Here is a 23,001-nt window from a genome sequence, read left to right as displayed (position 1 = left end):
TGTAAAATTTCGACGATTCGGCAGCTATTTCCTCATGCCGCGTCGCGCCCCATCCTCAACCCACCCTGTTCGACGATGAAGGCAACCACCTCGTCCAGCCCTCTGCCGCGCGAAAGATCGGTGAAGCCGAAAGGCCGGCGGCCGCGCATCTTTCCGGCGTCGCGCTCCATGACGTCGAGGTTGACGTTCACATAAGGCGCGAGATCGCTCTTGTTGATGACCAGGAAATCCGAGCGCGTGATGCCGGGGCCGCCCTTGCGCGGGATTTCCTCGCCCTGGCAGACCGAGATGACGTAGAGCGTCAGGTCGGCGAGGTCGGGCGAGAAGGTGGCGGCGAGATTGTCGCCGCCGGACTCAATGAAGATCACGTCGAGGTCCGGGAATTTCTTGTTCATCTCGGCGATCGCCGCAAGGTTGATCGAGGCATCCTCGCGGATCGCTGTATGCGGGCAGCCGCCGGTCTCGACCCCCATGATGCGCTCTTCCGGCAGCGCCTGGAGCCGCGCCAGGATCATGGCATCTTCCTTGGTGTAGATGTCGTTGGTGACGACAGCGATGGAGAATTCGTCGCGCATCGCCTTGCAGAGCTTTTCGGTAAGAGTTGTCTTACCGGAGCCAACCGGCCCGCCAATGCCGACGCGAAGAGGTCCGTTTTGAGATTTCATGAGCGCAAACCTTTGACCGACAGTTGAGCGGCCTCTCAATGAGAGGCCCTGTTCGCGAGTTGAAAGACGTTGTCGCCTACCCAGAAATTCCAGCCCGGCTCGATGCCTTCATTATCGTCGGACCATGCCTTAAGGACCGATCCGTCCGAGAACCGGAGCTGCAAGCTCTGCTTGCTTCCTTTCAAGGAAACACCGGCAGTCGTCTTCCCGACGAGCCGTCCGATCTCCCTGGCGATCCGGCGCGAATTGTCGGACCAGCGCAAGACATAGCCGCTCCTGCCACGAATCTCCCAGCAGGCGGACGTTAGAAAGAAGTCGCATCTGGCGCGACGATAGTAACCCCTGCCGATTCTGGAATGGCGGCGGTGAGGAGTGGTCTTGCCCAATCCGATATTGATCGTCGACCCGATCGAATGTCCGACCACGGCAACCGCAAGCGGAAAGTTGCGTGAAAACGCATTGATCAGGTGCAAGTGATCCCTGACCGCCGTCATGACCGGAACAGCCGCGAATATTGCGTCTCGTGCCGCATGGCGGCGATGTCCGAAAGCACGGCGCAGGCGCCGAGATCGTCCAGCGACGAATTTTCCGCGCAGGCCGCGACTTCCGAAACCGTGGGCTCCAGCCCGGCGATGAGCGTCACCGCGCCCTGCTGGCCGGTGACGCCGAGCCTGATGCCGGCCTGCACGAGGTTGGTGGCGAAGGCTTGCAGGAAGGCGCCGAGCGCATCGCCGAGCGGCACGTGATGCGCCCCGGCCAACGCGCCGACAGCGACGCAATAAGCGCAATCCCCAGGCAGTGTTGAAAGCCCTCCGGCGGGCCAGGCCCCGGCCGCCTTGAGGAATGCGGCGCCCTGCAGCGTCGATTCCATATGGCGCTCTCGCGAGCCTACAAGTGCTTCCGCCAGATCGGCGATCTCGCGAAGGCTTTCCCCTCCTCGCGCACGTCGCCAGGCTTCGGCGAACAGCACCGCGTCGTTCCAACCGGAACCGCGCCGCAGCAAGGTCTCCAGCCAATCGCTGAGATCGTCGGCGTCCGCGACCAGCCCGTCCTCGACGGCGCGCTCCAACCCGTGGCTGTAGCTGAACGAGCCGACCGGGAAGGTCGGCGACAGCCAGGCGAGCAGTTTGAGGAGCGCCTTGCCGTCGGCGGCGTCAGGCATGGTTGTGGCCGTAGTGCGGATCGCCGGGGCGGCGTCCGAAGCGGTCAAGGTCGCCGTGCCTATGTTCCCCGTGGCCATGATGATGATCGTGATGGTGATCATGCGCGCCATGATGGTGGTGGTCATGATGGTCGTGGTCGTGGTCGTGATCATGATCGTGGTGGTGCGCGTGATCATGATGCTCATGGCCATGGTGATCGTGATGCCCGTGATCGTGGCCGCCGGAATAAGCGCCGCGCACCGGATCGAAGGGGGCTAGCACCTCGTTTACCGTCGCGCCCAGTCCTTCCACCATCGTTTTGATGACATGGTCGCGCAGGATAAAAATGCGGTCCGGGCGGATCGCGGCCGCCAGATGCCGGTTGCCGATGTGCCAGGCGAGTTCGGCCAGATGCACCGTGTCGCGCGGCACGATCTCGTAGATCTCCTCGTCAGCCGCGGCGATCTCGACATGGCGGCCATCGTCGAGGACGAGACGGTCGCCGGCGGCAAGCTGAACAGGTTCCGGCAGATCGACGAAGATACGGTCGCCACCGATGAGCGTCAGCACCTTTCGGCGCAGATGCCGCTCGTCATGCGGCAACGTGACCGTGCCGGCGAGCGTCGCCGGTTGCGTGCCGGCGCGCTCGACCGATCCGGCGCGCGGGAATTTGGTGAAGTCGGTGGTGACATTGAGCTTCATGGTTTTTTTCTCAGCGGGTTTCGACCTTGTCGGGATGGATGATTTCCACCTTGCGGGAGACGAGGTTTGGCGTGCTCGCCTCGCGCCAGGTGATGAGATGCGGCTGTTTCATATGTTCGGCAAGGTGCTCCGGCGATTCCCAGCACTCGATGAACACCAGTTTTTCCGGCTCGGTGACGCTGGTGAAGAGTTCGTAGGACAGGCAGCCCTTTTCCTTGCGCGTACCCTCGATGCAGGCGAGCGCCGGGGCGCGCAGCGCTTCCATGGAGCCCTGTTTTGTCATCAGAGTGGCGAGGACATATATCATTCGAGAAAATTCCCAATTTCGTCGGTTTGCGGATCACGACCCTGCGGTCACGCGAGAGTGTCGAACAGCCGCCATATCCAGGAGGCTTGATAAAGGAGGGCGAAGGTCACCAGAACGCGATGAAAGATTCGGTTGTCCGTCGCAATGGCGGCCAGGCAGAGAAGGACAAGCAACGGCGTGCGAATAAAATATTCATTGCCGTAGCGGGCGAAATTCTCCTCACCCTTGAGCAGCGTGTCGACCACGTCGAGCAGATAGGCCGAAGCCAGCACGCCGAAGAACCATGCGCGCTTCGACAGGAAATAATCCTCATAACTCTTGTAGTCCAACATGCTGTCCGGAAACAGCAACGCGCACAGCAGGAACAGGATGATGGCGTAGCAGACGACGAAGAGATAGACGCCAAAGGTCCATATCCGCAGGTGGTAGAGGCCGAACTCCCACCACCAGAAATGCACCAGCATCAGCAGAAGATAGGCGACCCAGGCGAGGTGCACCGGATAGATTTTGTACTGCCGCGGATGCTGGACGATACGCGCCACACCGGAAAGCAGGCGCGTCACGCCGAGGCCGACCACCATGCCCATGACGATGCGGATGTGGGTGAATTCCTGCGCGACGGCGGTCTGTTCGGAGGCGGCCATCAATCGCTGCGCAACATAAGGAGCGACGGCCTCAAGCCTAGCACGACGGGAGCATGGGGGCCCAGTCCTAGCTTCGTCAATTTACCGCTCTTCGGGAAGGAAATGCGGGTCGAGAATTTCTTCAATTGCAAAAGGACATTTATTTGGAAACATCGCCTCGGAAAGTCCTGTTTCGCCCGCTGCCCGCAGCCGGGCGGTAACATATTCCTCGTCGAGAACCGTCGCCGGATAGTTCTTGAGGCTGGGGCTTGCCTTTAGCCGTTTTGAGATTCGCATCCGCTGCTCGATGATCGAGGCCTGCCAGCTAGGTGAGCGTTTCCCAGCCTGATAGCGCCACTTAAGCAGATGCATGACGAGCACATTGAGCCTGCTTTCGATTTCGTCTTCCTGGCTCCGCCCCAAGCTCTCGATCTCCTCGGCGAGATTCTCGCGGTCGATGTCGGAAACCCGCCCCTCGCGCAGCAGTGCACCCTGCTCGGCGCACCACAGAGCATAGTCGGCCTCATAGGGCGTCAAATGCGATTTCCACAGATGTTTGTTCATGGGGCGATCATGCACCTGATGCAGGATGATGCCAAGACAACGAGGGCTTGACGCCTACATCGGTGTCCTCACGTTAACTCAATCCGCTGCCAAATCTTCAAAAGTCCAAGGCGGTCCCGGCAGGAATTTGTCGTCCAGAATTTGGCGCGCCGTGTAAGGACATTCATTTGGAAACGAGCTTTCAGGCAGCCCGCTTTCGTCAGCAGCCTTCATACAGGCCAAATCGTAGCACCAGGAAATCTGGGAAGCGGGATAAGCTTTCAGGCTGGGGCTCTCCTTGATCAACAGCTTGAGCTGTTGTCTTTGCTCGAAAATAGTCGATCTCCACCCTGCCTTGCGTTTTCCCGGCTGGAACTCCCATTTCAGCAAATGTCGGAGCAGAACTTCTTGGCGGTTGCGAATCTCCTTCCTGTCGCTCCTCGCCAAGCTCTCGATCTCCTCCGCGACGTTTTCGGCATCGACTTCGTCGAACCGGCCCTGTCGGATCAGCGCGGCCTGCTCCATCGACCAGCGGGCGAAGTCGTGGTCGTAGGATGCGCGTTGCCGGATGCGTTCGATCTTGTTCATGATCGTATCTTACTGCACTGGTGGCGAACTATCACTACCGTCGCTCAAAACAGAAAATACCGCTGCGCCATCGGCAGGACGGTGGCCGGCTCGCAGGTCAAAAGCTCGCCGTCGGCGCGAACCTCGTAGGTCTCCGGGTCGACCTCGACAAAAGGCGTGGCGTCGTTAAGCCGCATCGAATGCTTGCCGATACCGCCGCGCGTGTTCGCAACAGCGACCATGGCCTTGTCGACGCCGAGCTTTTTCCGCAAGCCGGCATCGAGCGCCGCCTGCGAGACGAAGGTGACGGACGAGTTGGTGATCGCCTTGCCGTAGCCACCGAACATCGGCCGGTAATGCACCGGCTGCGGTGTCGGGATCGAGGCATTCGGGTCGCCCATCGGGGCCGCCGCGATCATGCCGCCTAGCAGCACCATGTCGGGTTTTACGCCGAAGAAGGCCGGGTTCCACAGTACCAGGTCGGCGCGTTTGCCCACCTCGATCGAGCCGATCTCCCTGGACAGGCCGTGGGCGATGGCCGGGTTGATCGTGTATTTGGCGATGTAGCGGCGCACCCGGAAATTGTCGTTGTCGCCGGTCTCCTCCTTCAGCCGCCCCCGCTGGCGCTTCATCTTGTCGGCCGTCTGCCAGGTGCGGATCAGCACCTCGCCGATGCGGCCCATGGCCTGGCTGTCGGAGGAGATGATCGAGAAGGCGCCGATGTCGTGAAGAATGTCTTCCGCCGCGATGGTCTCCTTGCGGATGCGGCTCTCGGCGAAGGCGATGTCCTCGGGGATAGACGGCGACAGATGGTGGCAGACCATCAGCATGTCGAGATGCTCGGCAATGGTGTTCTTTGTATAGGGCCGCGTCGGGTTGGTCGATGACGGGATGACGTGCGGCAGGCCGCACACCTTGATGATATCAGGCGCATGGCCGCCGCCTGCGCCTTCGGTATGGAAAGCATGGATGGTGCGGCCTTTTATGGCGTTCACCGTATCCTCGACGAAACCGCTCTCGTTGAGGGTGTCGGTGTGGATCATCACCTGCACGTCGTATTGATCGGCAACCGACAGGCAGCAGTCGATGGCGGCGGGCGTCGTGCCCCAGTCCTCATGCAGCTTCAGCGCGCAGGCGCCGCCCAAAATCATCTCCTCGATCGCCGCCGGGAGCGAGGCGTTGCCCTTGGCCGACAGGCCGATGTTCATTGGGAAGGCGTCGAAAGACTGGATCATGCGCGCCAGATGCCACGGGCCGGGCGTGCAGGTGGTGGCCAGCGTGCCGTGCGCCGGGCCAGTGCCGCCGCCGAGCATGGTGGTCAGCCCGGCCATCAGCGCCTCCTCGATCTGCTGCGGGCAGATGAAATGGATATGCGCGTCGAAGCCGCCGGCTGTCAGGATTTTTCCCTCGCCGGCAATCGCCTCGGTGCCGGGACCGACGATGATGGTGACGCCGGGCTGGGTGTCCGGGTTGCCGGCCTTGCCGATGGCATGGATGCGGCCGTCCTTCAGGCCGACATCGGCCTTGTAGATGCCGGTGTGGTCGACCACCAGCGCGTTGGTGATGACCGTGTCGACCGCGCCGCCCGCCCGCGTCACCTGGCTCTGGCCCATGCCGTCGCGGATGACCTTGCCGCCGCCGAATTTTATCTCCTCGCCATAGGTGCAAAGGTCCTTCTCGACCTCGATGAACAGTTCGGTGTCGGCCAGCCGCACCCTGTCGCCGACTGTCGGGCCGAACATCTGGGCGTAGGCGGAACGGGATATGCGGGCCATCAGGAACACCTCTCGATCAGTGGCCGGCCAAGCGCCCGCAGATCTGCGGTACTCCTCATTGCCGACACGATATAATCACGGAACGACCCCATCGGCGGCAGCTTCTGACCCCATTCGGCGTGTGGGGTGGCGGTGTTGCCCCAACATGATCGCCTGACAACCGATGGAAGGAAAAATCCATGCGCATGATCACGATTCTGGCGGCCGCCGCCGCCACGCTCACTTTTACCGTGGCGGCCAACGCTCAAGCACCGGCCACGCAACCGTCCGCCCAGGCTCCGGCGACGGCGCCCGAAGGCCAAGCGGCCCCGACGACGATCCAAAGCGTCAAAATCGTCGACATGACCGAACTGCCCGAAGCCACGCAGAAGCAGGTCAACGCCGTTGTCGCGCAAGCCGGCGACGCGGACCTCCAGCAACTGCGGAGCACGATCGACGCCAACCCCAAGATCAAGTCGGCGCTGGAGGCCAAGGGCCTGACCTCGGCGCAGGTCATCGCCGCCAGCATGAGTTCCGAGGGCGCCCTGACGCTGGTCACCAAGAAGGCCGGCTGACGGCCTGCCCGGGCCGGCCATCCGCCGGTTCCGCCCGCCGGCGCCGATCTCGATCTTGAGCCTGGCTCCGGCAGGCAGCCTCCTGCAAAAAGCGGCATGCCGGGAACCTCGGCCCGGCGACCGCCGTTTCTTTCCATTATCCTGCCCAATCACCTGGAACGAGCGATGACCACCACCACGGTTCCCGATAGCAAATGGCTGCATGCCCTTGCGACCGCCGCGTTTGTGGCAGCGGCGCTGCCAGCCATGGCAGCGTTCGCGCAAGGAACGAAAAGCCCGGAGGCGGTCGACGCCATCATTGGCTCGGAAGTCCGCCAGGAAGAAACCAGCGCCGAGGCTGTTCCGGACAAGGTGGTCGCGGCGATCGAAAAGACCGCCGAAAGCACCAAGGCGGTCAGAACCGCCTCCAAACTCGACCAGGTCGACATCGTGTTCCTGTCGGATTCGGCCAAGACCGAGGGCGGCCCACCGCCGGTCATCGAGGCCAAGGTGGAGGAGCACAAGCAAGAGATCGAACAGCTTCGCGACGAGATCGAAGGCAACGCCATGCTCTACCACGCGCTCGATTCGCGGCAGGTGCTGGTGGAGGACGTGCTGGCAGTGTCGTTCGACAAGGCCAATGTCGTCATCTATGCAGCGGCGAAGCCGCCGCAATAGAGCGTCGTAATCCCTAGCCATACGCTGCTAGGCCTCCGGTGGCCATTCTTCGCCATCGAGTCTGTAGACAAAGTTCACATGCATCTCACCCCAGAAAGGATCCCGCGGAAGCTGAACCCCATCGACAAACAGCTCAAGCCCACCGGAAGTATATTTGTATTGAAGGTGAGCCAGAACATCGTGGACAGCTCTGGTCCGGCACTCCTTAAACATCGTCGCGATAACCGCCCGATCAGCAGCATTTAAAGACAAAAGCAGATTCTTTCTTTTTATCTCTTCCTCTTCAAGAGGCAGGTCTTCTTCGTTAGTCCGCTCGGCGTGCCCGCTCACACGAATACGGACAGCGTTGACATCGCCTTGGGCGAGGTCAACAAACTCATCGATGAACTGCTGGTAGCGGATACCGCCTTCAGAGTAGACGTACTGGCTCACAGCTTACCCATGACCTTCTGCTGGAAACCGAAAACCTCGCGCTTGCCACCGAGCGGCACCAGCGTCACATCACGCTCCTGGCCGGGCTCGAAACGCACGGCTGTACCGGCGGCGATGTCCAGCCTCATGCCGCGCGCCCTGTCGCGGTCGAAGCGCAGCGCCCCGTTGGTCTCGAAGAAATGATAGTGGCTGCCGACCTGGATCGGCCGATCGCCGGTGTTGGCGACCTTCACCGTCACGGTAGCGGCGCCCTTGTTCAACTCGATGTCGCCGGGGGCGGTAATCACTTCGCCGGGGATCATGTCATCTCCTTCGGTCCCTCAGGCGGCCTTGCCGGTCGGCTGGCAGCCTTCGGCCTTCAACACGCGCTTGGTGGACGCCGGATATTTGGCCAACATCGCTGGCGGGCGGATCGGCCGCGCAGAAAAATTGCCGCCGCAGTTCGGGCAGACGCCGCCGAGCACATTTTCCGCGCAATCGGCGCAAAAAGTGCATTCGAAGGTGCAGATGCGCGCATCCGCCGAATCCGGCGGCAGATCGCGGTCGCAGCATTCGCAATTGGGACGCAGTTCCAGCATCACTTGGCCTCCTCCACAATTTCAGCCCGCCATCGATCGAGCTTTTCCCCGGACCCCGTGGCTTGGACGAAAGCGACGAACTCCTGGCTCCACATTTCTCGCGGATATCCGGCGGCGGGGTGAGCCGACTCGAAAAACGGCACGCCGGCAATGACCAGATATTCGTAGCTGTTGCCGTTGGGAGACCTGTATGTCCCGCTTTCGTGATCGAACAGGCGGCGAAGCGCGTCGAACAGCGGCTCGCCCCAGACGAAGACGTGCGTTGGCTTCAGTTGCGAAACCCGTTTCAGGAGATTCTCGCTGCCGCTGTCGTATAGCCGTGCATGTATCCTCTCGCGTGGTCCGCTTGCCGCAAAACCCGGAATGAAATTGAAGAACGCGACGCGCTCCCAGATGAGCCGCTTGGATCGATGGTCCAGGCTCATTCCCGAAACGGCCTGAGCGGCTTTGGTGAAGGTGGCGCTGGCCTGATCGATGGCCCATTTCTGGACGACGTCCCTCGTGACGTTGGGATGCTGCCGGCCGCCCAGCTCGTTGTCGCCGTAGTGTGAATCGCCCAGGAAAAGTAGCCGGAACTCGCCGCCGGCATATCCGGCGCCTACCCATGGCTCGAAATGCATGGGCGCTTCGAACACTTCGGAAGCGCCGCGTATCGGCTCGTGGACGGTTACCAGCTTCGTGCCGTCGGGAAACGTCGCTTCCACCTGCACGTCGTGGATCATCTCGGCGATGCCTTCCATGACCTGGTCGCGGGTGACGACATGCGCCCCGGCTTCCATCAGGTCGGCAACGGAGCGGCCGTCGCGCGCGCCTTCGACGACATAGTCGGTGATCAGTGCGATGGCCTCTGGATGGTTGAGTTTCACGCCACGTTCCAGCCGCTTGCGCGCGACGATCGCCGCCATCGCCACCAGCAGCTTGTCCTTCTCCCGAGGCGTCAGATTCATGCCTGCGAATTTCCCCTACAGTGACCAGCATTTGGGCAAACCTGCCCGTCCGTTGAGCAGGCCGAGAAGCGGCACCAGCCGCTTTCTCAAGCCATATCCGTTCCCGTCGTAAAGCCTCGCAAGAAGCTTGCCAGTCCCGCCGACGCTCCAGGCGCTGGCGCCGCCCTCATCGCCGATGATTCCGCGCACGCGGTCGAGCCAGCTTTCGGCATCGGGGCTGATGACGAGTACAGTTGCCATCGCCGTCGAGCCGCCAAGCGCAGCGCGGCCGGAAAGCGTGGAGCGCACGTCCGGCCCGACGGCAAAATCCTCGGCATGGATGAGGCGGTCGGCACAGGACACGCGCCAGCGGTCGCGGAACATACCGCGCTCGACGGCCTCGCCCATGGCGCTCCGGCCAAACACCGTCGCCTCCGCGATCAGCGCCGTCGCCCCTTCGGCGAGATCGACGTCGAGGCGGCGCGAAAAAGCGGCGCGATCGAACATGATTGTTTCCTGCGGCAGCCAGGCGATTCGGCCGCCCTCCCCCACCGAAAGCCTGACCCCGATCTCGGCATGTCCCGACGAGGCGCGGTAAACCTTCTCCGAAGCCTGCGTCGTCATCACCATCGACGCGCCCGAGCCTACCTCAGCCTCCCAGCCAAGGCGGTCTCCGCCGGTCAGGCCGCCGGCGGTGTTGATGAGAACCGCCTCCAGCGGATCCTCGCCGGAACGCGGCATGCGGATCTTTGCCGCGCCGTCCTGATGAAGGCGTTCCAGCCGCGTGCGACCATCGCGGAGGCGGATGGCGATTCCGCCCCGCGCCGCCACGCGCTGCGGCAGGAGCCGTTCGGCCTCGGTGACGATCGTGGGAGATGCGACATTCATGGACCGCGAGCTTAAGCAGCCAGGCGCCAATGTCGAGAGTGCCGGATAAAGCGGCAGGCGTGTTGCCTTGCAGGCATCCGGTTTCTATAGAGGAATGGTTTTCGTGCCATCCATCGAGTGAATTGCGTCGCGGGCGGGCTATTCGGGGGCACTCAGACACGCGGCGTCTGCTACAAGGGCGCACGAACCAGGAAGGCACTATGGATCAACTTGCTCAGGACATCATCGGCAAGATCAAGGCTCACGCGGACCCCGAGATGGGTGACATCACGCTTGACACCGAACTCGGCGATCTCGGCATCCATTCGCTGGAACTCACCGAAATCATCTTCGATCTCGAGGAGGCCTATGGGATCGAGGTCGAGATGAACACCTCGGAAGCCTGGAGCAAGCTCTCGAATGTCGGCGACATCGTCAACGCCGTCCGTGTCCTGATCGCCAAAAAAGGCTGACATGTCGCGGCAGCGCATCGTCATAACCGGCATAGGCGGGCTTTGCGCGCTCGGCACCAATGTGCCGGCCATCTGGGAGGCGATGCGCGAAGGGCGTTCGGCCATCGGCCCGATCACGACGATCCCGCTCGACAATCTCAAGGGCGGCATCGGCGCCGAGATCAAGGAACTGCCGGCACACGGCATCGATCGCAAGCAGGTCGCGACGATGGACCGTTTCAGCCTGCTCGCCACGATCGCGGCCGGCGAGGCGATCCGCTCCGCCGGGCTGGAGATAGATGGAGCGCAGGAACATCGCACCGGAGCGGTGATCGGCACGGGTATCTATGGCGCGGCGACCGCCGACGAGGCCTATTATCAGGTCTTCGCGGAAAAGCGTAACCGCGTCGGCATCTTCACCGTCCCCAAGATCATGCCAGGCGCGGCCGCTGGCCAGGTGAGCATGGCCTACAGCCTGCGCGGGCCGGTATTCGGCGTCACCTCCGCCTGTGCCTCGTCCAATCACGCGTTCTCCACGGCCGCCGACCAACTGCGGCTCGGCCGCGCCGATGTCATGCTGGCGGGCGGCACGGACGCCTCGCTGGTGTTCGGCGTGCTCAAGAGCTGGGAATCGCTGCGGGCGCTGGCGCGCGACACCTGCCGTCCCTTCTCGGCCGACCGCGACGGGTTGGTCATCGGCGAGGGCGCCGGCGTGGCGGTGCTGGAAACCTATGAGCACGCCAAAGCACGCGGCGCGCCGATCCTGGCCGAACTCGCGGGCGCCGGCATGTCCGGCGACGCCAACGACATCGTCGCACCGACGGTCGAGGGACCAGCCTCGGCGATGCGGCTCTGCCTTGCCGACGCAGGGCTCGCCCCGGAAGACATCGACTACGTCAACGCTCACGGCACAGGCACGAAAGCCAACGACCAGATCGAGACACAGGCAATCCGCCGGGTCTTCGGCGCGCATGCCGACAAGCTCTCGGTCTCGTCGACGAAATCTATGCACGCGCATTGCATGGGTGCCTCGGGCGCGCTGGAAATGATGGCCTGCCTGCTGGCGATCCGCGAGGGCGTCATCCCCCCTACGGCCAACTACCGCGAGAAGGACCCGGACTGCGACCTCGACGTGACGCCGAACGTGGCGCGCGAGCGCAAGGTTCGCGCGGCGATCAGCAACGGTTTTGCCTTCGGCGGCACCAATGCCGTCGTCGCGTTCAAGGCCGTCTGATCCCTGTCCGCGCGAATTGCCTCAAAATAGGCAACGTCCGCTCCTCGACAGACGCCATCCCGTTTCCTACGTAGCGCGCGACCACGCCCGGCGCCGGCTTGCGCGCGACCTTTCCTTTCAGGAGAACCGTATGACTTACTTTTCCGAGTTCCCGATCGCCGCGCGCTGGCCCGCACAGCACCCCGAGCGGCTGCAGCTCTATTCTTTCCCCACTCCCAACGGCGTGAAGGTATCGATCGCGCTGGAGGAGATCGGCCTGCCCTACGAGCCGCATCTAATCAACATCATGAAGAACGAGACCTGGACGCCGGATTTCCTGTCGCTCAACCCGAACGGCAAGATCCCGGCGATCCTCGATCCCAATGGACCGGGCGGCAAGCCGCTGGCGTTGTTCGAATCCGGCGCGATCCTGCTCTACCTCGCCGAGAAGACCGGCAAGCTGCTCCCGTCAGACCCGGCCCGGCGTTACGAGACGATTGAATGGGTGTTCTTCCAGATGGGCGGCATCGGGCCGATGTTCGGCCAGCTCGGCTTCTTCTACAAATTCGCCGGCAAGGACATCGCCGACAAGCGCCCGCTTGAGCGCTACCGTGACGAATCAAAACGCCTGCTCGGCGTGCTGGAAACGCGGCTCGACGGCCGCAAGTGGATCATGGACGACGACTACACCATCGCCGACATCTCCATGCTCGGCTGGGTGCGCACGTTGAAAGTGTTCTACGAGGCCGGTGAACTGCTCGACATGGACAGTTTTGCCAACGTCAACCGCTGGCTGGACGCCGGACTGGCGCGGCCGGCAACCCAGAAGGGCCTGAACATTCCCGCAAGGCCTTGACACAAATCGAGGTGCTCCAGCGGTTAACCGCCTAGGCTGTGCAGGAACTCGAATTCGGCACAGCCTGAGGCGTCCGCTCAGTCCGTCGGGCGAGTCACGCGTTCAAGCAGGAACGTATGTCAACCTGATCACGTCCTCATCAACCCGGTCGCTGGCCACAAGGCGGAGCGGCGGCCGGGGCCCGGCGAAGAACGGCTTGCCGCGGCCAAGCACGACGGGGTGGAGATAAAGTCGATACTCGTCGATAAGACCAAGGTCGGTCAGGCTTCGCGCCAGGTCCGGCCCGGAAACAGTAATTTCCCCAACGAGCCGAGCCTTCAGCCCACGTATGGCCGCATCGAGGTCGCCCTCGACCAGAGTTGCGTTGGGGCCGACCGACTTCAACGAGCGCGACACGACCCACTTCGGTTGGCGCCGCCACGCCGCCGCGAACTCGTGTTGCTCCGCACTCCACTCAGGACGGTCTTCGTCCCAATAGCGCATGAGCTCGTAAATGCGCCGACCGTACACACTGCCGGTCAGGTCGCGCACGTGCTCTATCCAGTGACGAAAGAGCGCGGGGCCTGGCGGCGGTAATTCCAGGTGGTCGACGTAGCCGTCCAAAGACTGGTTCATTCCAAAGACGAGCTTCGCCATGCTGCAAAATCTCCACGCCAGGCTCTTCGGAATAGATCGAGCCGACTTTGCGCGGAAATGAGGTGGGACGCAATCTGCGGCTGTGTCGGCGGCCAATAACCAGTGGGCCGCTGTCCACCCGGAAACGAAGTTCAGAAGGTCGGCTCACCGGACGGTGCCAGCCATCTATTGCGCAGGCTTCGACACAGCCCTGAGCCCGAGCACATCACCACGCGGAACTCGTGCCGACCTATGGTCCCCCGGCGGCTAATGTTTGCCGACACCGACGACGGATCCCGCGATCGAAGCCACTTCGCCTGCCGCCGACTTGACCTTGCGCAGCACGCGCTTGGCGATCGACTGTTTTGAAGCACTGCCAGCGGGTTTGGCGCTCGCGGACTTTTCGGCCGACGATTTCCCGGACTTGGCGGCAGGTGATTTCGCCGGTTTGGCGGATGAGGATTTCGCCGGCTTGGCTGAAGCCTTTGTGGTCGATGCAACGGATTTTGCGGCGGCCTTCTTCTGAGACGGCGCCTTTTCGGCGGCCGCCTTCGTCGCGGACGATTTGGCCTCCGACTTCTTGCTGCCTGCCGCGTCCTTCGAGCGCGCGGCAATCGCAGCGCCGGCGCCCGTCTTGCTCTCCACCGACTTCTCGCCGGCCGGCTTCGCGGTTGAGGTCTTCGATCCCTTTGCCGGCTTTGCGGCGGACGATTTCGTTGATTTTGCCATGACAATTCCCTCCGATGGGATTGCGGCTTAATGCCTCTGACGGCATTCGGTTCCCCAGGGAGGCGGAAACGCCCGGATTTTCAACGGAAAACAGGGTGGAACGGGCGAAAACTGGCGAAGATTATCTGATGTCGCTCCAAGGCTGGATCACCAGATCGGCGGAACGGCGGCGCGACAAAACGCGATCTATGTTCGGCATGTCGTTGGAATCGATCCAGGCGCGCGCCTCGGCTTTGGTCTTGCCGTGTTCGTCCCACCGCTTCTGCAACCGGCGGTCAAGCTCATCGCGCTCGACATCGACATAGATCGAGAAGTCGAACAGTCCCCCGAGCCGGCTCCACGGCTCCTCGTCGAGCAGCAGATAATTCCCCTCGACCAGCACGAATTTGACGTCCTGCCCGATGATCGCCGCGCCGGCGCGCGACAATTCGACCGTTCGGTCAAAGACCGGAATCGCGATTTCGGATGTGTTGTCGCGGATGCGCTTCAGCAACGCCTCGAAGCCGTGGAAATCGAAAGTCTCGGGAGCGCCTTTTCGCGGCCGTAGCCCGCGCTGGTTGAGGACGACGTCGTCGAAATGGAACCCGTCCATCGGCACGACGACGGCGCTGCCCTCCGGAAAAAGTTCGCCGAGGCGCGCCGCAAGCGTCGACTTGCCGCTGCCCGGTGGGCCCGCGACCGCCACGACGAACCGTTTCCGGTGCCCTGCCCGCTTGAAGACGGTCGCCGCAAGCTTGGCGATTTCCGACATGCTTTCCTCCCTGGCGATGAATTCTCGGACGCACCTTGCACCAAGTATGGCACAGGAAAACGGGCGGGGAAGAGGCGTCAGCCGTTTCTAACCGTCCAGACGATTTGCATCGCCCTCATTCGCTGATACCAAGGCTGGGGCTTCGAACTTTCCGGACGTATGAATGATCGCGCGGCTGCGCAGGGCCTTGAGAGCCCAACTGATCCCGTTGATTGCCGGCTTTGCTGTGCTCGCTGCGATCGTAGCGGCGCGCTCGCTGCTGATCGAATCGCAGCGGCAGGACAATGTTGCTGTCCGCCAGGCGTTCGAGTTCGAACGGCGCATCGTCGGGGTGCTCGGGCTAGCGCAGGACGCCGAGACCGGCCAGCGCGGTTATCTGCTCACCGGCGAAAAATCCTATCTCGCCCCCTACACCGGAGCGGTTCAAGGCCTTCCCAAGGAACTCGAAACCGTCCGTGAGGCTGCCCAGGCCAATCCGGTCCGCGTGGCCCAGATCGATTCGCTCACCGCTGCCATCCGCGAGAAGCTGGCGGAGATCGAAGAGACGATCCGGCTTTACGACGCAGGGAATGCGGCGGCGGCCTTGGACCTGGTGCGCAGCGATCGTGGCAAGGTGCTGATGGATACCATCCGCAGGACCGTCGCCGACATCCGCCGCGACGAGAACGCCCTGCTGCAGCAGCGCCTCGCCAACGCCGAAGACATGGACGACTGGATGCGGCTGGTTTCCATCCTGGCCCTGGTCGCCGTTTTCGCGATGGCCGCTTTCGGAATCTGGTCGGCGCGCCGTCGGCTGGAGGATCTGGTCTCGGCGCACACGCTACTCAGCGAAACCAATACCAGCCTGCAGAAGGAGATATCGACGCGCCAGTCGGCGGAGGCGCAAATCCGGCAGATGCAGAAAATGGAGGCGATCGGGCAACTGACGGGCGGCATCGCGCATGATTTCAACAACATGCTGGCCGTCATCATGAGCGCGATGAACCTCGTCCAGCGCAAGCTGAAGCGCGGCGAGACCGACATCGAGAAATTCGTCGAGGCGGCGACGGACGCCGCCAGCCGCGCCGCCAACCTCACCGCAAGGCTGCTCGCCTTCTCGCGCCAGCAGCCGCTGGCGCCGCAGGTGATCGACGCCAACCGGCTGGTGACCGGCATGTCGGACCTGCTGCGCCGCACGCTGGGCGAGCCCATCCAGATCGAGACGGTGCTGGCCGGCGGCCTGTGGCGCACCTTCGCCGATACCAGCCAGCTCGAAAACGCCATCCTCAATCTTGCCGTGAACGCGCGCGACGCCATGCCGGATGGCGGCCGCCTGACCATCGAGACGGCCAACTGCCATCTCGACGAGCGCTATTCCGAGCAGCACGCCGAGGTGCCGGCAGGCCAGTACGTGCTCGTCGCCGTCACCGACACCGGTACCGGCATGCCGCCCGAGGTGGCGGAGCGGGCGTTCGATCCGTTCTTCACCACCAAGGAGGTCAGCAAGGGCACCGGGCTCGGTCTCAGCCAGGTCTTCGGCTTCGTCAAGCAGAGCGGCGGCCATGTGAAGATCTACTCCGAGCCGGGCGAAGGCACGACGATCAAGGTCTACCTGCCGCGCTATTTCGGTGAGGAGCGCGTCCAGGAGCAGGCGAAGGGATCGGCCGTGGTCAAGACGCCGACTGAACTGGTGCTGGTGGTGGAAGACGACGAGCGCGTTCGCGCCGGTACAGTCGCGGCGCTGCGCGACCTCGGCTATACGGTCATCCATGCCGGCGGCGCCGGAGAGGCGCTGTCAATGCTTGCCAACAATCCCGGTACGGCGCTGCTGTTCACCGACGTGATCATGCCCGGCACCAACGGACGCAAACTAGCGGAACTGGCCCGCCAGAGCCGGCCGGACCTGAAGGTGCTGTTCACAACCGGCTTCACCAAGAATGCCGTGGTCCATAATGGTGTGCTCGACCACGGTGTCGACTTCATCGCCAAGCCGTTTTCCATCGATCAGTTGGCGCTGAAAATCCGCGAGGTCCTCGACCGCTGACCGGGCCGGCGGCCGGAGTTGCGTCGGCCAAACATTCATGGCGATCCGCGTTGCGGGACCGGTGCGAGTTGCGGTAGTTTCCGGGCGGCTGCTTCGCGGGGGTAACGCGGCCGGCCATCGGGCAATCGGTTTCAGGCGGGCAGTTGAGAATGTCGATCATGGCGCCGTTCCGGGCAGCGGCGATGCTTCTCCTGGTGCTTGGCCTTGCCGCCTGCTCGACGTCGAAGACGCTGGAGGTCGCGCCGCCTTCGCTCTCGCCGATGTCGACGCCGATGTCAGGCAAATACGCGGCGATCGTCGTCGATGGCAACAGCGGCGCCGTGCTCTACGAAGTTGATTCCAACGCACAGCGCTATCCGGCGTCGCTGACCAAGATGATGACGCTCTACCTGCTGTTCGAGGCGATGCAGCAGGGGCGCGTGACGGCGGCCACCGAGATTCCGGTCTCCGAATACGCTGCCCGTCGCCCGCCCACCAAGATCGGTTTCAGGCCGGGCGACACGATCGACGCCGATTCGGCGATCCGCGCGCTGGTTACCAAATCCGCCAATGACGTCGCCGTCGCAGTCGGCGAATATCTCGGCGGCAGCGAGGAGCAGTTCGCCGTGATGATGACCGCCAAGGCGCGGTCGCTCGGCATGCGCAACACCACCTTCCGCAACGCGTCGGGCCTGCCTGACGTCGACCAGCGGACGACGGCGCGCGACATGGCTCTGCTCGGCATGTCGCTGCGCAAGCGTTTCCCGGCGCAATTCGTCTATTTTTCCGCCCAGAATTTCACCTTCCGCGGCCGCACGATCCGCGGCCACAACGACCTGCTCGCCCGCGTCGAGGGCGTCGACGGCATCAAGACGGGTTATGTCCGCGCCTCGGGGTTCAACATCGTCACCTCGGTTAACCGCGATGGCAGAAAACTCGTCGTCGTGGTGATGGGCGGTAACACCGCGCGCCAGCGCAACGCCCATGTCGAGGAACTGATCGAGCGCTACATGCCTTCGGCGTCGCGGGGCGGGGTCTGAGCCGCCGATGACCGTGCATTCCACCGCCGCCCTTGCCGGGCAAGTTTCCTTCGTGCGCGGCGGGCGCGTATGAGCCGGCTCGAGAGTTTCATCCGGCGCATGACGGCGCAGCGCATCGTGCTCGATGCCGTCTGCGCCGAGGTCACAGACATGCAAGGACCGATCCTCGAACTCGGGCTCGGCAACGGGCGCACCTACGACCATCTGCGCGAGCGCCTGCCCGGCAGAAGGATCATCGCCTTCGACCGGGCGCTCGCCGCCCATCCGAGCTCCGTACCACCCGAAAGCGACCTGGTGATCGGCGAGATCCGCGAGACCGCCGCACGCTTCGCCGGCATCCGCGCTGCGCTCGTCCATGCCGACATCGGCACCGGCATTGAAGAACTCGACCTCAAGACCCAGCAATGGCTGCCGGGTCTCGCCGTCAGCCTGTTGCAGTCCGGCGGCATAGCCGTCAGCGGCCTGCCACTCGACCATGCCGGCCTTCAACCGCTGCCGCTCTGCGACGGCGTGCCAGCCGGGCGCTATTTCATTTACCGCAAGGCCGTCTGACGTCCCCTCGCCGATCAAGATCGCGCCGGCTCCCTACCCACAAGGCTTGCCGCGCGCTATTGGTTGCGCCGGATTGAGCATGGCAAAAGCGTACCGCTGTGCGGCAAGCGAGACCGACGGAGGGGATCATGGAATACAGGCTGCTCGGCAAATCCGGCCTCAAAATCTCGACCATAACGCTCGGCACCATGACGATGGGCGGCAAGGAGCCTTTCGCCAAAGTCGGCAATGTCGGGCTAGACGAGGCGCGGCGGCAGATCGACCTGTGCATCGACGCCGGCGTCAATCTCATCGACACGGCGGATGTCTACTCCTCCGGCGCCGCCGAGGAGATCGTCGGCGAGGCGCTCGGCGGCAAACGCAACACTGTGCTTATCGCCACCAAGGCGCGTTACCCGATGGGCCAGGGACCGAATGACCGCGGCCTGTCGCGGCACTATCTGATGCGCGCCTGTGAGGCCAGCCTGAGAAGGCTGCGCACCGACGTCATCGACCTCTACCAGGTGCATCAATGGGACGGCCAGACACCACTCGAAGAGACGCTGGAAGCGCTCGACACGCTGGTGCGGCAGGGCAAGGTCCGCTACATCGGCTGCTCCAACTATTCCGGCTGGCACGTCATGAAGGCGCTCGGCATCTCGGCCGCCGAACACCGCCAGCGTTTCATCAGCCAGCAGATCCACTACACGCTTGAGGCGCGCGAGGCCGAATACGAACTCGTGCCGATCTCCCTCGACCAGGGGCTCGGCATCCTCGTCTGGAGCCCTCTCGCCGGCGGCCTGCTGTCCGGCAAACATCGCCGCGACCGGGCGGCGCCCGAAGGCACGCGCCAGCTCGCCGGCTGGAAAGAGCCGCCGATCCGCGACGAGGAGCGCCTGTGGCGGATCATCGACACGCTGGTCGGCATCGCCGACGCTCGAGGCGTCTCCGGCGCGCAGGTGGCGCTGGCCTGGCTGCTCGGCCGGCAGGGCGTCACCTCCGTCATCATCGGCGGCCGTACCGAAGCCCAGATCAAGGACAATCTCGGCGCCGCCGACCTCAAGCTTTCAGACGACGAGCGCGCCCGCCTCGACGCCGTCAGCGCGCCGCCGGTGCTCTACCCCTACTGGCACCAGTTGTGGACGGCGAGCGACCGGCTCGGCCCGGCCGACCTGTCGCTGCTTGGCCCGCATCTGACGAAATAGCCGGCAACCCTGCAACCGAAAGGCCACTCATGACCACGCTGCTCCCCGGCGAACTCGCCTGGTACGCCACCGGCCGCTTCTACCAGGCCAGCAAGGACGATTTGCTCGCCGACTACGGCTATTTCCTGCACCTGCCTTTCATCGAAGCGCCGCTGTTCGACGGCGGACATTCCGAGAAGAAGGCCCATTTCACCTTCGCCGCGAAACCGTTCAAGGCGCAGGAAATCGACAATGGCGCGCTGAAGCTCGGGCGCGATCCGGTCGGCGAGTTCGCACTGTATCTTCAGCGCCGGCCAGCGGGAAACTACGACGATCCGGCCTCTTTCGCCGAGGGCGAGCGTATCGCCACTTTCCGCCGCACCAGCATTGTGATCGGCACGACGGTCGACGCCACGGTCGGCAAGAAGACGGCCTCGGTGGTCGGCACCAACGTGTTCTCGGCGCGGCTGATCGCCAGCGTGCCGTTCGAATTCGGCGGCCGCCGCTACGACCTTGCGGATCATCTTGGCCCCGGCATCACCCAGTTCGGCACCGCCGCGGCGGTCCCGATCGAGCCGGCGCCGAAAGGCTACAAGCTGGTGCTGCCTTTCACGGGATCGGCAATTGCGCTCGGGGGCACGGCCTGAGTCGCTGCTAATTCCCCTTAACCGCCGCGCCGTCAGCCGTCCGGTTGTCGGCGAGCGTGAAGCGGCCGCCGCCCTTGAGCCTGCTGGCGACTGACAGGTTGGCCTCGACCGGCGTGCCGGCAAACACGCTGTTCTGCAACGAACCGCCGAGCGCTGCGTCATTAACGCTGACGTTGTTGACGACGCGGCCGCTATCTTCGAAGCGGATGTCGCGCCCGTTGAACAGTCCACCCGCTCCCACGGCGATGTCGCGCGTCGCCAGGGTGGCGTCCTGCTGCAGCAGGCGACGCAGGCCGTTGTTGGAGAGGATGGTCCCGGTGACGGAGATGTCGGCGCCATCGCCGACCAGAAGCCCGTACTGGCCGGCGTCGCGGATATGACCGCCGCTGAAGATCACGCCGTTGCAATTGCGCGCGTCCACTGCCCGGTTCGAACCGCTGATGCCGCAGCCCTCGAAACGAATGTTGCGGCTACGTCGCTCCAACGCCAGAGCGCCGCCGGCCTTTACCGCCGCCGGGGCCGGCGCGACCTCGATATTGGCGGTGTTGGCCGGCGCATAGCGGGTGACATAAAGCACGCCGCCGTCAAAGGCGATCTTGTCGCCGATCTTGACTGCCCGCGACAAGCCCGGCCGCGCGCGTTCGGACGCAACCGATATCAGCGTGCCGCCCGCCTCGAGGTCGGACATCAAGGTCCCGGCAGTGATTTCGCCGCCTATCGTCACCGTCGCGTTGGACGCGACCGCAATCGTACTGATCGTGCCGCGCCCCGAGCCTGCGAGTTCCTCGCCCTCGACGAACGGCTTCCAGTCTTCAAGCAATTGCACGTTGACCGTGGTCTCGTCGGGTATGGCGGCAACCTTGCCGATGACGCCGCTCATTCCGCCTGTAACCTGCTCGCCAAGGACAAAACCCTTGCTGGAATCCAGCGTGATCGCGAGTTGCGGAAACATCGAGCCCGAGAGCTGGCAGTCCCGCATCGACAGGCCGTCGCAATCGTTGACCAGCGTGCGTCCGTTGACCTTGCAGTTGTCGAAACGCAGGCTGCCTTCACATTGCTGCACGCTGATGCCGCCCTGGCTGACCTTGGCGATCGCGTGGACATCCCGGAAACTGATGTCGCCCAGGAAGTTGCGGACATTGATCAGTTCGGTGGTGTCGGAAAGATCGGCCTCCATCACCACATTGGCAATCTCGATGTTCTTCCAGCGGGGCTGATCAAGATAGTACGCGCCGGTATTGGGATCTTTCGCCTGTTTGGACGTGCCGAAGCCGGAGACGTCGATGAGCGCGCGGCCGTTGATGCCGTAGCCGGTGATGTTGTAGGCGATGACATCGCTCAGGCCGATGTTCGAAAAGACTTTTCCCTGGTCATCCGGGTGCGCGTAGCGGTCGGCGTCGTCTCCGACCACCAGGTCCAGTATTTGCAGCCCGTTGCGTGGCACGTCATCGTCGAGGCCGTCATAATCGACTTTCGCGAAGTGAACGGCGTATGCAGACGAGACCGCAGTGAGGCGGCCCGTGTTGCGCACGCGCAGGTTCTCGAAACGTATGTTGTTGGGATGATAGGTGAACGCCTCGGGGTCCTTGTGCATGATCTGAGGCTTGACGATGGTGCCGTCCTCGTGAAGGTCGAAATCCTTGCCGGACGTACCCCAATGCACCAGCACCGCGTCGCCATGCGGGTTCTTCGGCGAAGCGCCTTCGATCAGCAGGTCGTTGCCGGTGACGCCCGAAATACGGCCCGTGCAAGCAATGGCATGGGCGCCGGCCGAGCCTTCGGCCCGTGTGATCTTGAGGCGGCTGAGCGCCGTCCCGGTGACCAGTTCCGGCGCGATCAGCTTGCCGTTCTCACGGACCGGTTCATAGATGATCTTGCCTACGGTAATGCAGGTGCCGTAGGAACCCTGTCCGTTCTGGATGCCTTTCGGGATGTAGGCGCGGATCTCGATATCCTCGATCGTGATGCCCGAGGTCAGGATGTTGACGCCTTCGTTCTCGCGGTCGATGGACAGGTAGAGGCCACAGCGCTCGCGGCCGACGCCGCGGATCGTGATGGGCTTGATCAGTTCGAGCGTCCCCGAATGCGCGAAATAGGCGTCGATCAGCAAAGGCGCGCCGGCGACCGCACAGAAGTCGCGGGCGGCCTGCACGGCGGGTGCGTCCTCGGTTTTGCCGTCGCCGATGGCGCCAAGCATCAGCGGCGATGCAGGACTCTCATCGAGCAGGAAATACCGCCCGTTGACCGTGGAAAACCAGGCGGCCTGCGGATAGCGCGCGGTTTCGTCGACATCGCTCAGGCGATAATTTGCGCCGCCGCGCGTCGGATGTTTTGCGGCATCATAGGCGAATGTCGCAACGCGGCTGATGCCTTCCGGCACGGATTTTTGCGCCGCCGTCACTTTGTCGGTCAGGACGATGAGAGTGGCTGCATCCTGCGCGAAAGCCGTGTGCGCGGCCGCGACGACCGTGCCGGCGCCGATCAGAAAACTACGTCGATCCATGAAGATGCCTCGCTCCGATGCAACCAGAAATGCCCGCCCTGGACTTTAAGGACTTGGGGCAATCTAGGGCGCCGTCTCGGGTTTTTGTACGGCGGCGGCGGGACTATCGCAGGGCTGGCCAGAGCACAACGAGGCCGGCC

27 protein-coding genes and 1 pseudogene are annotated in these 23,001 nt (G+C 63.4%); 11 read left to right on the top strand and 17 right to left on the bottom strand.

Annotated features, from left to right (window positions below):
• Positions 1–32: 32 nt before the first annotated feature.
• From ureG to ureC, 9 genes are all read right to left on the bottom strand, one after another.
• On the bottom strand, positions 33–665 hold the full coding sequence (gene ureG / locus ACH196_RS08965; protein ID WP_396646539.1) for an urease accessory protein UreG: 633 nt from the start codon (positions 663–665) through the stop codon (positions 33–35).
• A 35-nt stretch (positions 666–700) separates the two neighbouring features.
• Entirely contained in the window at positions 701–1,159 is a 459-nt protein-coding gene (locus ACH196_RS08960) for a hypothetical protein (protein ID WP_396646538.1), read from the bottom strand.
• The gene (locus tag ACH196_RS08955; RefSeq protein ID WP_396646643.1) at positions 1,156–1,827 is read right to left on the bottom strand and encodes an urease accessory protein UreF; all 672 of its coding nucleotides are present in this window, start codon (positions 1,825–1,827) and stop codon (positions 1,156–1,158) included. The genes ACH196_RS08960 and ACH196_RS08955 overlap by 4 nt, the downstream gene beginning before the upstream one ends.
• Positions 1,820–2,509 carry an urease accessory protein UreE gene (gene ureE / locus ACH196_RS08950; protein WP_396646537.1) on the bottom strand — a complete coding sequence of 230 codons (690 nt, stop codon included), beginning with the start codon at positions 2,507–2,509 and terminating at the stop codon, positions 1,820–1,822. Before ureE ends, ACH196_RS08955 begins: the two co-directional genes overlap by 8 nt.
• Positions 2,510–2,519: 10 nt before the next feature.
• Positions 2,520–2,816: a putative quinol monooxygenase gene (locus ACH196_RS08945; protein WP_396646536.1), complete on the bottom strand. Its 297-nt coding sequence runs from the start codon at positions 2,814–2,816 to the stop codon at positions 2,520–2,522.
• Positions 2,817–2,863: 47 nt separating this feature from the next.
• Entirely contained in the window at positions 2,864–3,460 is a 597-nt protein-coding gene (locus ACH196_RS08940) for a hypothetical protein (RefSeq protein ID WP_396646535.1), read from the bottom strand.
• An 81-nt stretch (positions 3,461–3,541) separates the two neighbouring features.
• The gene (locus tag ACH196_RS08935; RefSeq protein ID WP_396646534.1) at positions 3,542–4,003 is read right to left on the bottom strand and encodes a DUF29 domain-containing protein; all 462 of its coding nucleotides are present in this window, start codon (positions 4,001–4,003) and stop codon (positions 3,542–3,544) included.
• 78 nt (positions 4,004–4,081) lie between these two features.
• Positions 4,082–4,570 (bottom strand): DUF29 domain-containing protein, encoded by a 489-nt coding sequence (locus ACH196_RS08930; RefSeq protein ID WP_396646533.1) that lies wholly within the window; start codon positions 4,568–4,570, stop codon positions 4,082–4,084.
• Between the two features lie 44 nt (positions 4,571–4,614).
• Entirely contained in the window at positions 4,615–6,324 is a 1,710-nt protein-coding gene (gene ureC / locus ACH196_RS08925; protein ID WP_396646532.1) for an urease subunit alpha, read from the bottom strand.
• Between the two features lie 179 nt (positions 6,325–6,503).
• Here ureC and ACH196_RS08920 point away from each other — a divergent pair, with 179 nt between their 5' ends.
• Positions 6,504–6,878, top strand: coding sequence for a hypothetical protein (locus ACH196_RS08920; RefSeq protein WP_396646531.1), 375 nt, complete (start codon positions 6,504–6,506; stop codon positions 6,876–6,878).
• Between the two features lie 165 nt (positions 6,879–7,043).
• On the top strand, positions 7,044–7,535 hold the full coding sequence (locus tag ACH196_RS08915) for a hypothetical protein (RefSeq protein ID WP_396646530.1): 492 nt from the start codon (positions 7,044–7,046) through the stop codon (positions 7,533–7,535).
• A gap of 27 nt (positions 7,536–7,562) precedes the next feature.
• Here ACH196_RS08915 and ACH196_RS08910 read toward each other — a convergent pair whose 3' ends face one another.
• The 5 genes and pseudogenes from ACH196_RS08910 to ACH196_RS08890 form a co-directional block, all read right to left on the bottom strand.
• A complete protein-coding gene (locus ACH196_RS08910) occupies positions 7,563–7,967 on the bottom strand; it encodes a DUF6547 family protein (protein WP_396646529.1) in 405 nt (134 codons plus the stop codon).
• Positions 7,964–8,269 (bottom strand): urease subunit beta, encoded by a 306-nt coding sequence (locus ACH196_RS08905; protein WP_396646528.1) that lies wholly within the window; start codon positions 8,267–8,269, stop codon positions 7,964–7,966. Before ACH196_RS08905 ends, ACH196_RS08910 begins: the two co-directional genes overlap by 4 nt.
• Positions 8,270–8,287: 18 nt before the next feature.
• Entirely contained in the window at positions 8,288–8,545 is a 258-nt protein-coding gene (locus tag ACH196_RS08900) for a DUF1272 domain-containing protein (protein ID WP_396646527.1), read from the bottom strand.
• Between the two features lie 647 nt (positions 8,546–9,192).
• A pseudogene (locus ACH196_RS08895) lies at positions 9,193–9,492 on the bottom strand (urease subunit gamma); the annotation flags it as partial.
• Positions 9,493–9,507: 15 nt separating this feature from the next.
• Positions 9,508–10,359 (bottom strand): urease accessory protein UreD, encoded by an 852-nt coding sequence (locus ACH196_RS08890; RefSeq protein WP_396646526.1) that lies wholly within the window; start codon positions 10,357–10,359, stop codon positions 9,508–9,510.
• Positions 10,360–10,559: 200 nt separating this feature from the next.
• On the opposite strand from ACH196_RS08890, the gene ACH196_RS08885 reads away from it, so the two are divergent.
• The 3 genes from ACH196_RS08885 (at position 10,560) to ACH196_RS08875 (ending at position 12,859) form a co-directional block, all read left to right on the top strand.
• Positions 10,560–10,811, top strand: a complete 252-nt coding sequence (locus ACH196_RS08885; protein ID WP_396646525.1) for an acyl carrier protein — start codon at positions 10,560–10,562, stop codon at positions 10,809–10,811.
• A gap of 1 nt (position 10,812) precedes the next feature.
• On the top strand, positions 10,813–12,024 hold the full coding sequence (locus tag ACH196_RS08880; RefSeq protein ID WP_396646524.1) for a beta-ketoacyl-[acyl-carrier-protein] synthase family protein: 1,212 nt from the start codon (positions 10,813–10,815) through the stop codon (positions 12,022–12,024).
• A gap of 130 nt (positions 12,025–12,154) precedes the next feature.
• The gene (locus ACH196_RS08875; protein WP_396646523.1) at positions 12,155–12,859 is read left to right on the top strand and encodes a glutathione S-transferase N-terminal domain-containing protein; all 705 of its coding nucleotides are present in this window, start codon (positions 12,155–12,157) and stop codon (positions 12,857–12,859) included.
• 102 nt (positions 12,860–12,961) lie between these two features.
• Here ACH196_RS08875 and ACH196_RS08870 read toward each other — a convergent pair whose 3' ends face one another.
• The gene (locus tag ACH196_RS08870) at positions 12,962–13,495 is read right to left on the bottom strand and encodes a dihydrofolate reductase family protein (protein WP_396646522.1); all 534 of its coding nucleotides are present in this window, start codon (positions 13,493–13,495) and stop codon (positions 12,962–12,964) included.
• A 253-nt stretch (positions 13,496–13,748) separates the two neighbouring features.
• Between ACH196_RS08870 and ACH196_RS08865 the strand changes: the two genes are divergently transcribed.
• The gene (locus ACH196_RS08865) at positions 13,749–14,000 is read left to right on the top strand and encodes a hypothetical protein (protein ID WP_396646521.1); all 252 of its coding nucleotides are present in this window, start codon (positions 13,749–13,751) and stop codon (positions 13,998–14,000) included.
• A gap of 324 nt (positions 14,001–14,324) precedes the next feature.
• Here the strand turns inward: ACH196_RS08865 and ACH196_RS08860 are convergent, their stop codons facing one another.
• Positions 14,325–14,954 (bottom strand): nucleoside triphosphate hydrolase, encoded by a 630-nt coding sequence (locus ACH196_RS08860; protein WP_396646520.1) that lies wholly within the window; start codon positions 14,952–14,954, stop codon positions 14,325–14,327.
• Positions 14,955–15,117: 163 nt separating this feature from the next.
• Here ACH196_RS08860 and ACH196_RS08855 point away from each other — a divergent pair, with 163 nt between their 5' ends.
• The 5 genes from ACH196_RS08855 to ACH196_RS08835 all read left to right on the top strand — a co-directional run bounded on the left by ACH196_RS08855 (position 15,118) and on the right by ACH196_RS08835 (position 20,358).
• On the top strand, positions 15,118–16,977 hold the full coding sequence (locus ACH196_RS08855; RefSeq protein WP_396646519.1) for a CHASE3 domain-containing protein: 1,860 nt from the start codon (positions 15,118–15,120) through the stop codon (positions 16,975–16,977).
• Between the two features lie 149 nt (positions 16,978–17,126).
• Positions 17,127–17,996, top strand: a complete 870-nt coding sequence (locus ACH196_RS08850) for a D-alanyl-D-alanine carboxypeptidase family protein (RefSeq protein ID WP_396646518.1) — start codon at positions 17,127–17,129, stop codon at positions 17,994–17,996.
• A 69-nt stretch (positions 17,997–18,065) separates the two neighbouring features.
• Positions 18,066–18,548, top strand: coding sequence for a class I SAM-dependent methyltransferase (locus tag ACH196_RS08845; RefSeq protein WP_396646517.1), 483 nt, complete (start codon positions 18,066–18,068; stop codon positions 18,546–18,548).
• A 128-nt stretch (positions 18,549–18,676) separates the two neighbouring features.
• Complete coding sequence (locus tag ACH196_RS08840) at positions 18,677–19,732, top strand: aldo/keto reductase (RefSeq protein WP_396646516.1); 1,056 nt, start codon at positions 18,677–18,679, stop codon at positions 19,730–19,732.
• A gap of 29 nt (positions 19,733–19,761) precedes the next feature.
• Positions 19,762–20,358, top strand: a complete 597-nt coding sequence (locus ACH196_RS08835) for a hypothetical protein (RefSeq protein WP_396646515.1) — start codon at positions 19,762–19,764, stop codon at positions 20,356–20,358.
• Between the two features lie 7 nt (positions 20,359–20,365).
• Here ACH196_RS08835 and ACH196_RS08830 read toward each other — a convergent pair whose 3' ends face one another.
• Positions 20,366–22,861: a hypothetical protein gene (locus tag ACH196_RS08830; protein ID WP_396646514.1), complete on the bottom strand. Its 2,496-nt coding sequence runs from the start codon at positions 22,859–22,861 to the stop codon at positions 20,366–20,368.
• Between the last annotated feature and the right edge of the window lie 140 nt (positions 22,862–23,001).

It is taken from the genome of Mesorhizobium sp. IMUNJ 23232 (assembly GCF_044326205.1).
In the GTDB taxonomy this organism is placed as follows: Bacteria; Pseudomonadota; Alphaproteobacteria; order Rhizobiales; family Rhizobiaceae; genus Kumtagia.
Note: the sequence above shows the minus strand (reverse complement) of the source record. Positions and strands in the feature narration are given on the sequence as shown.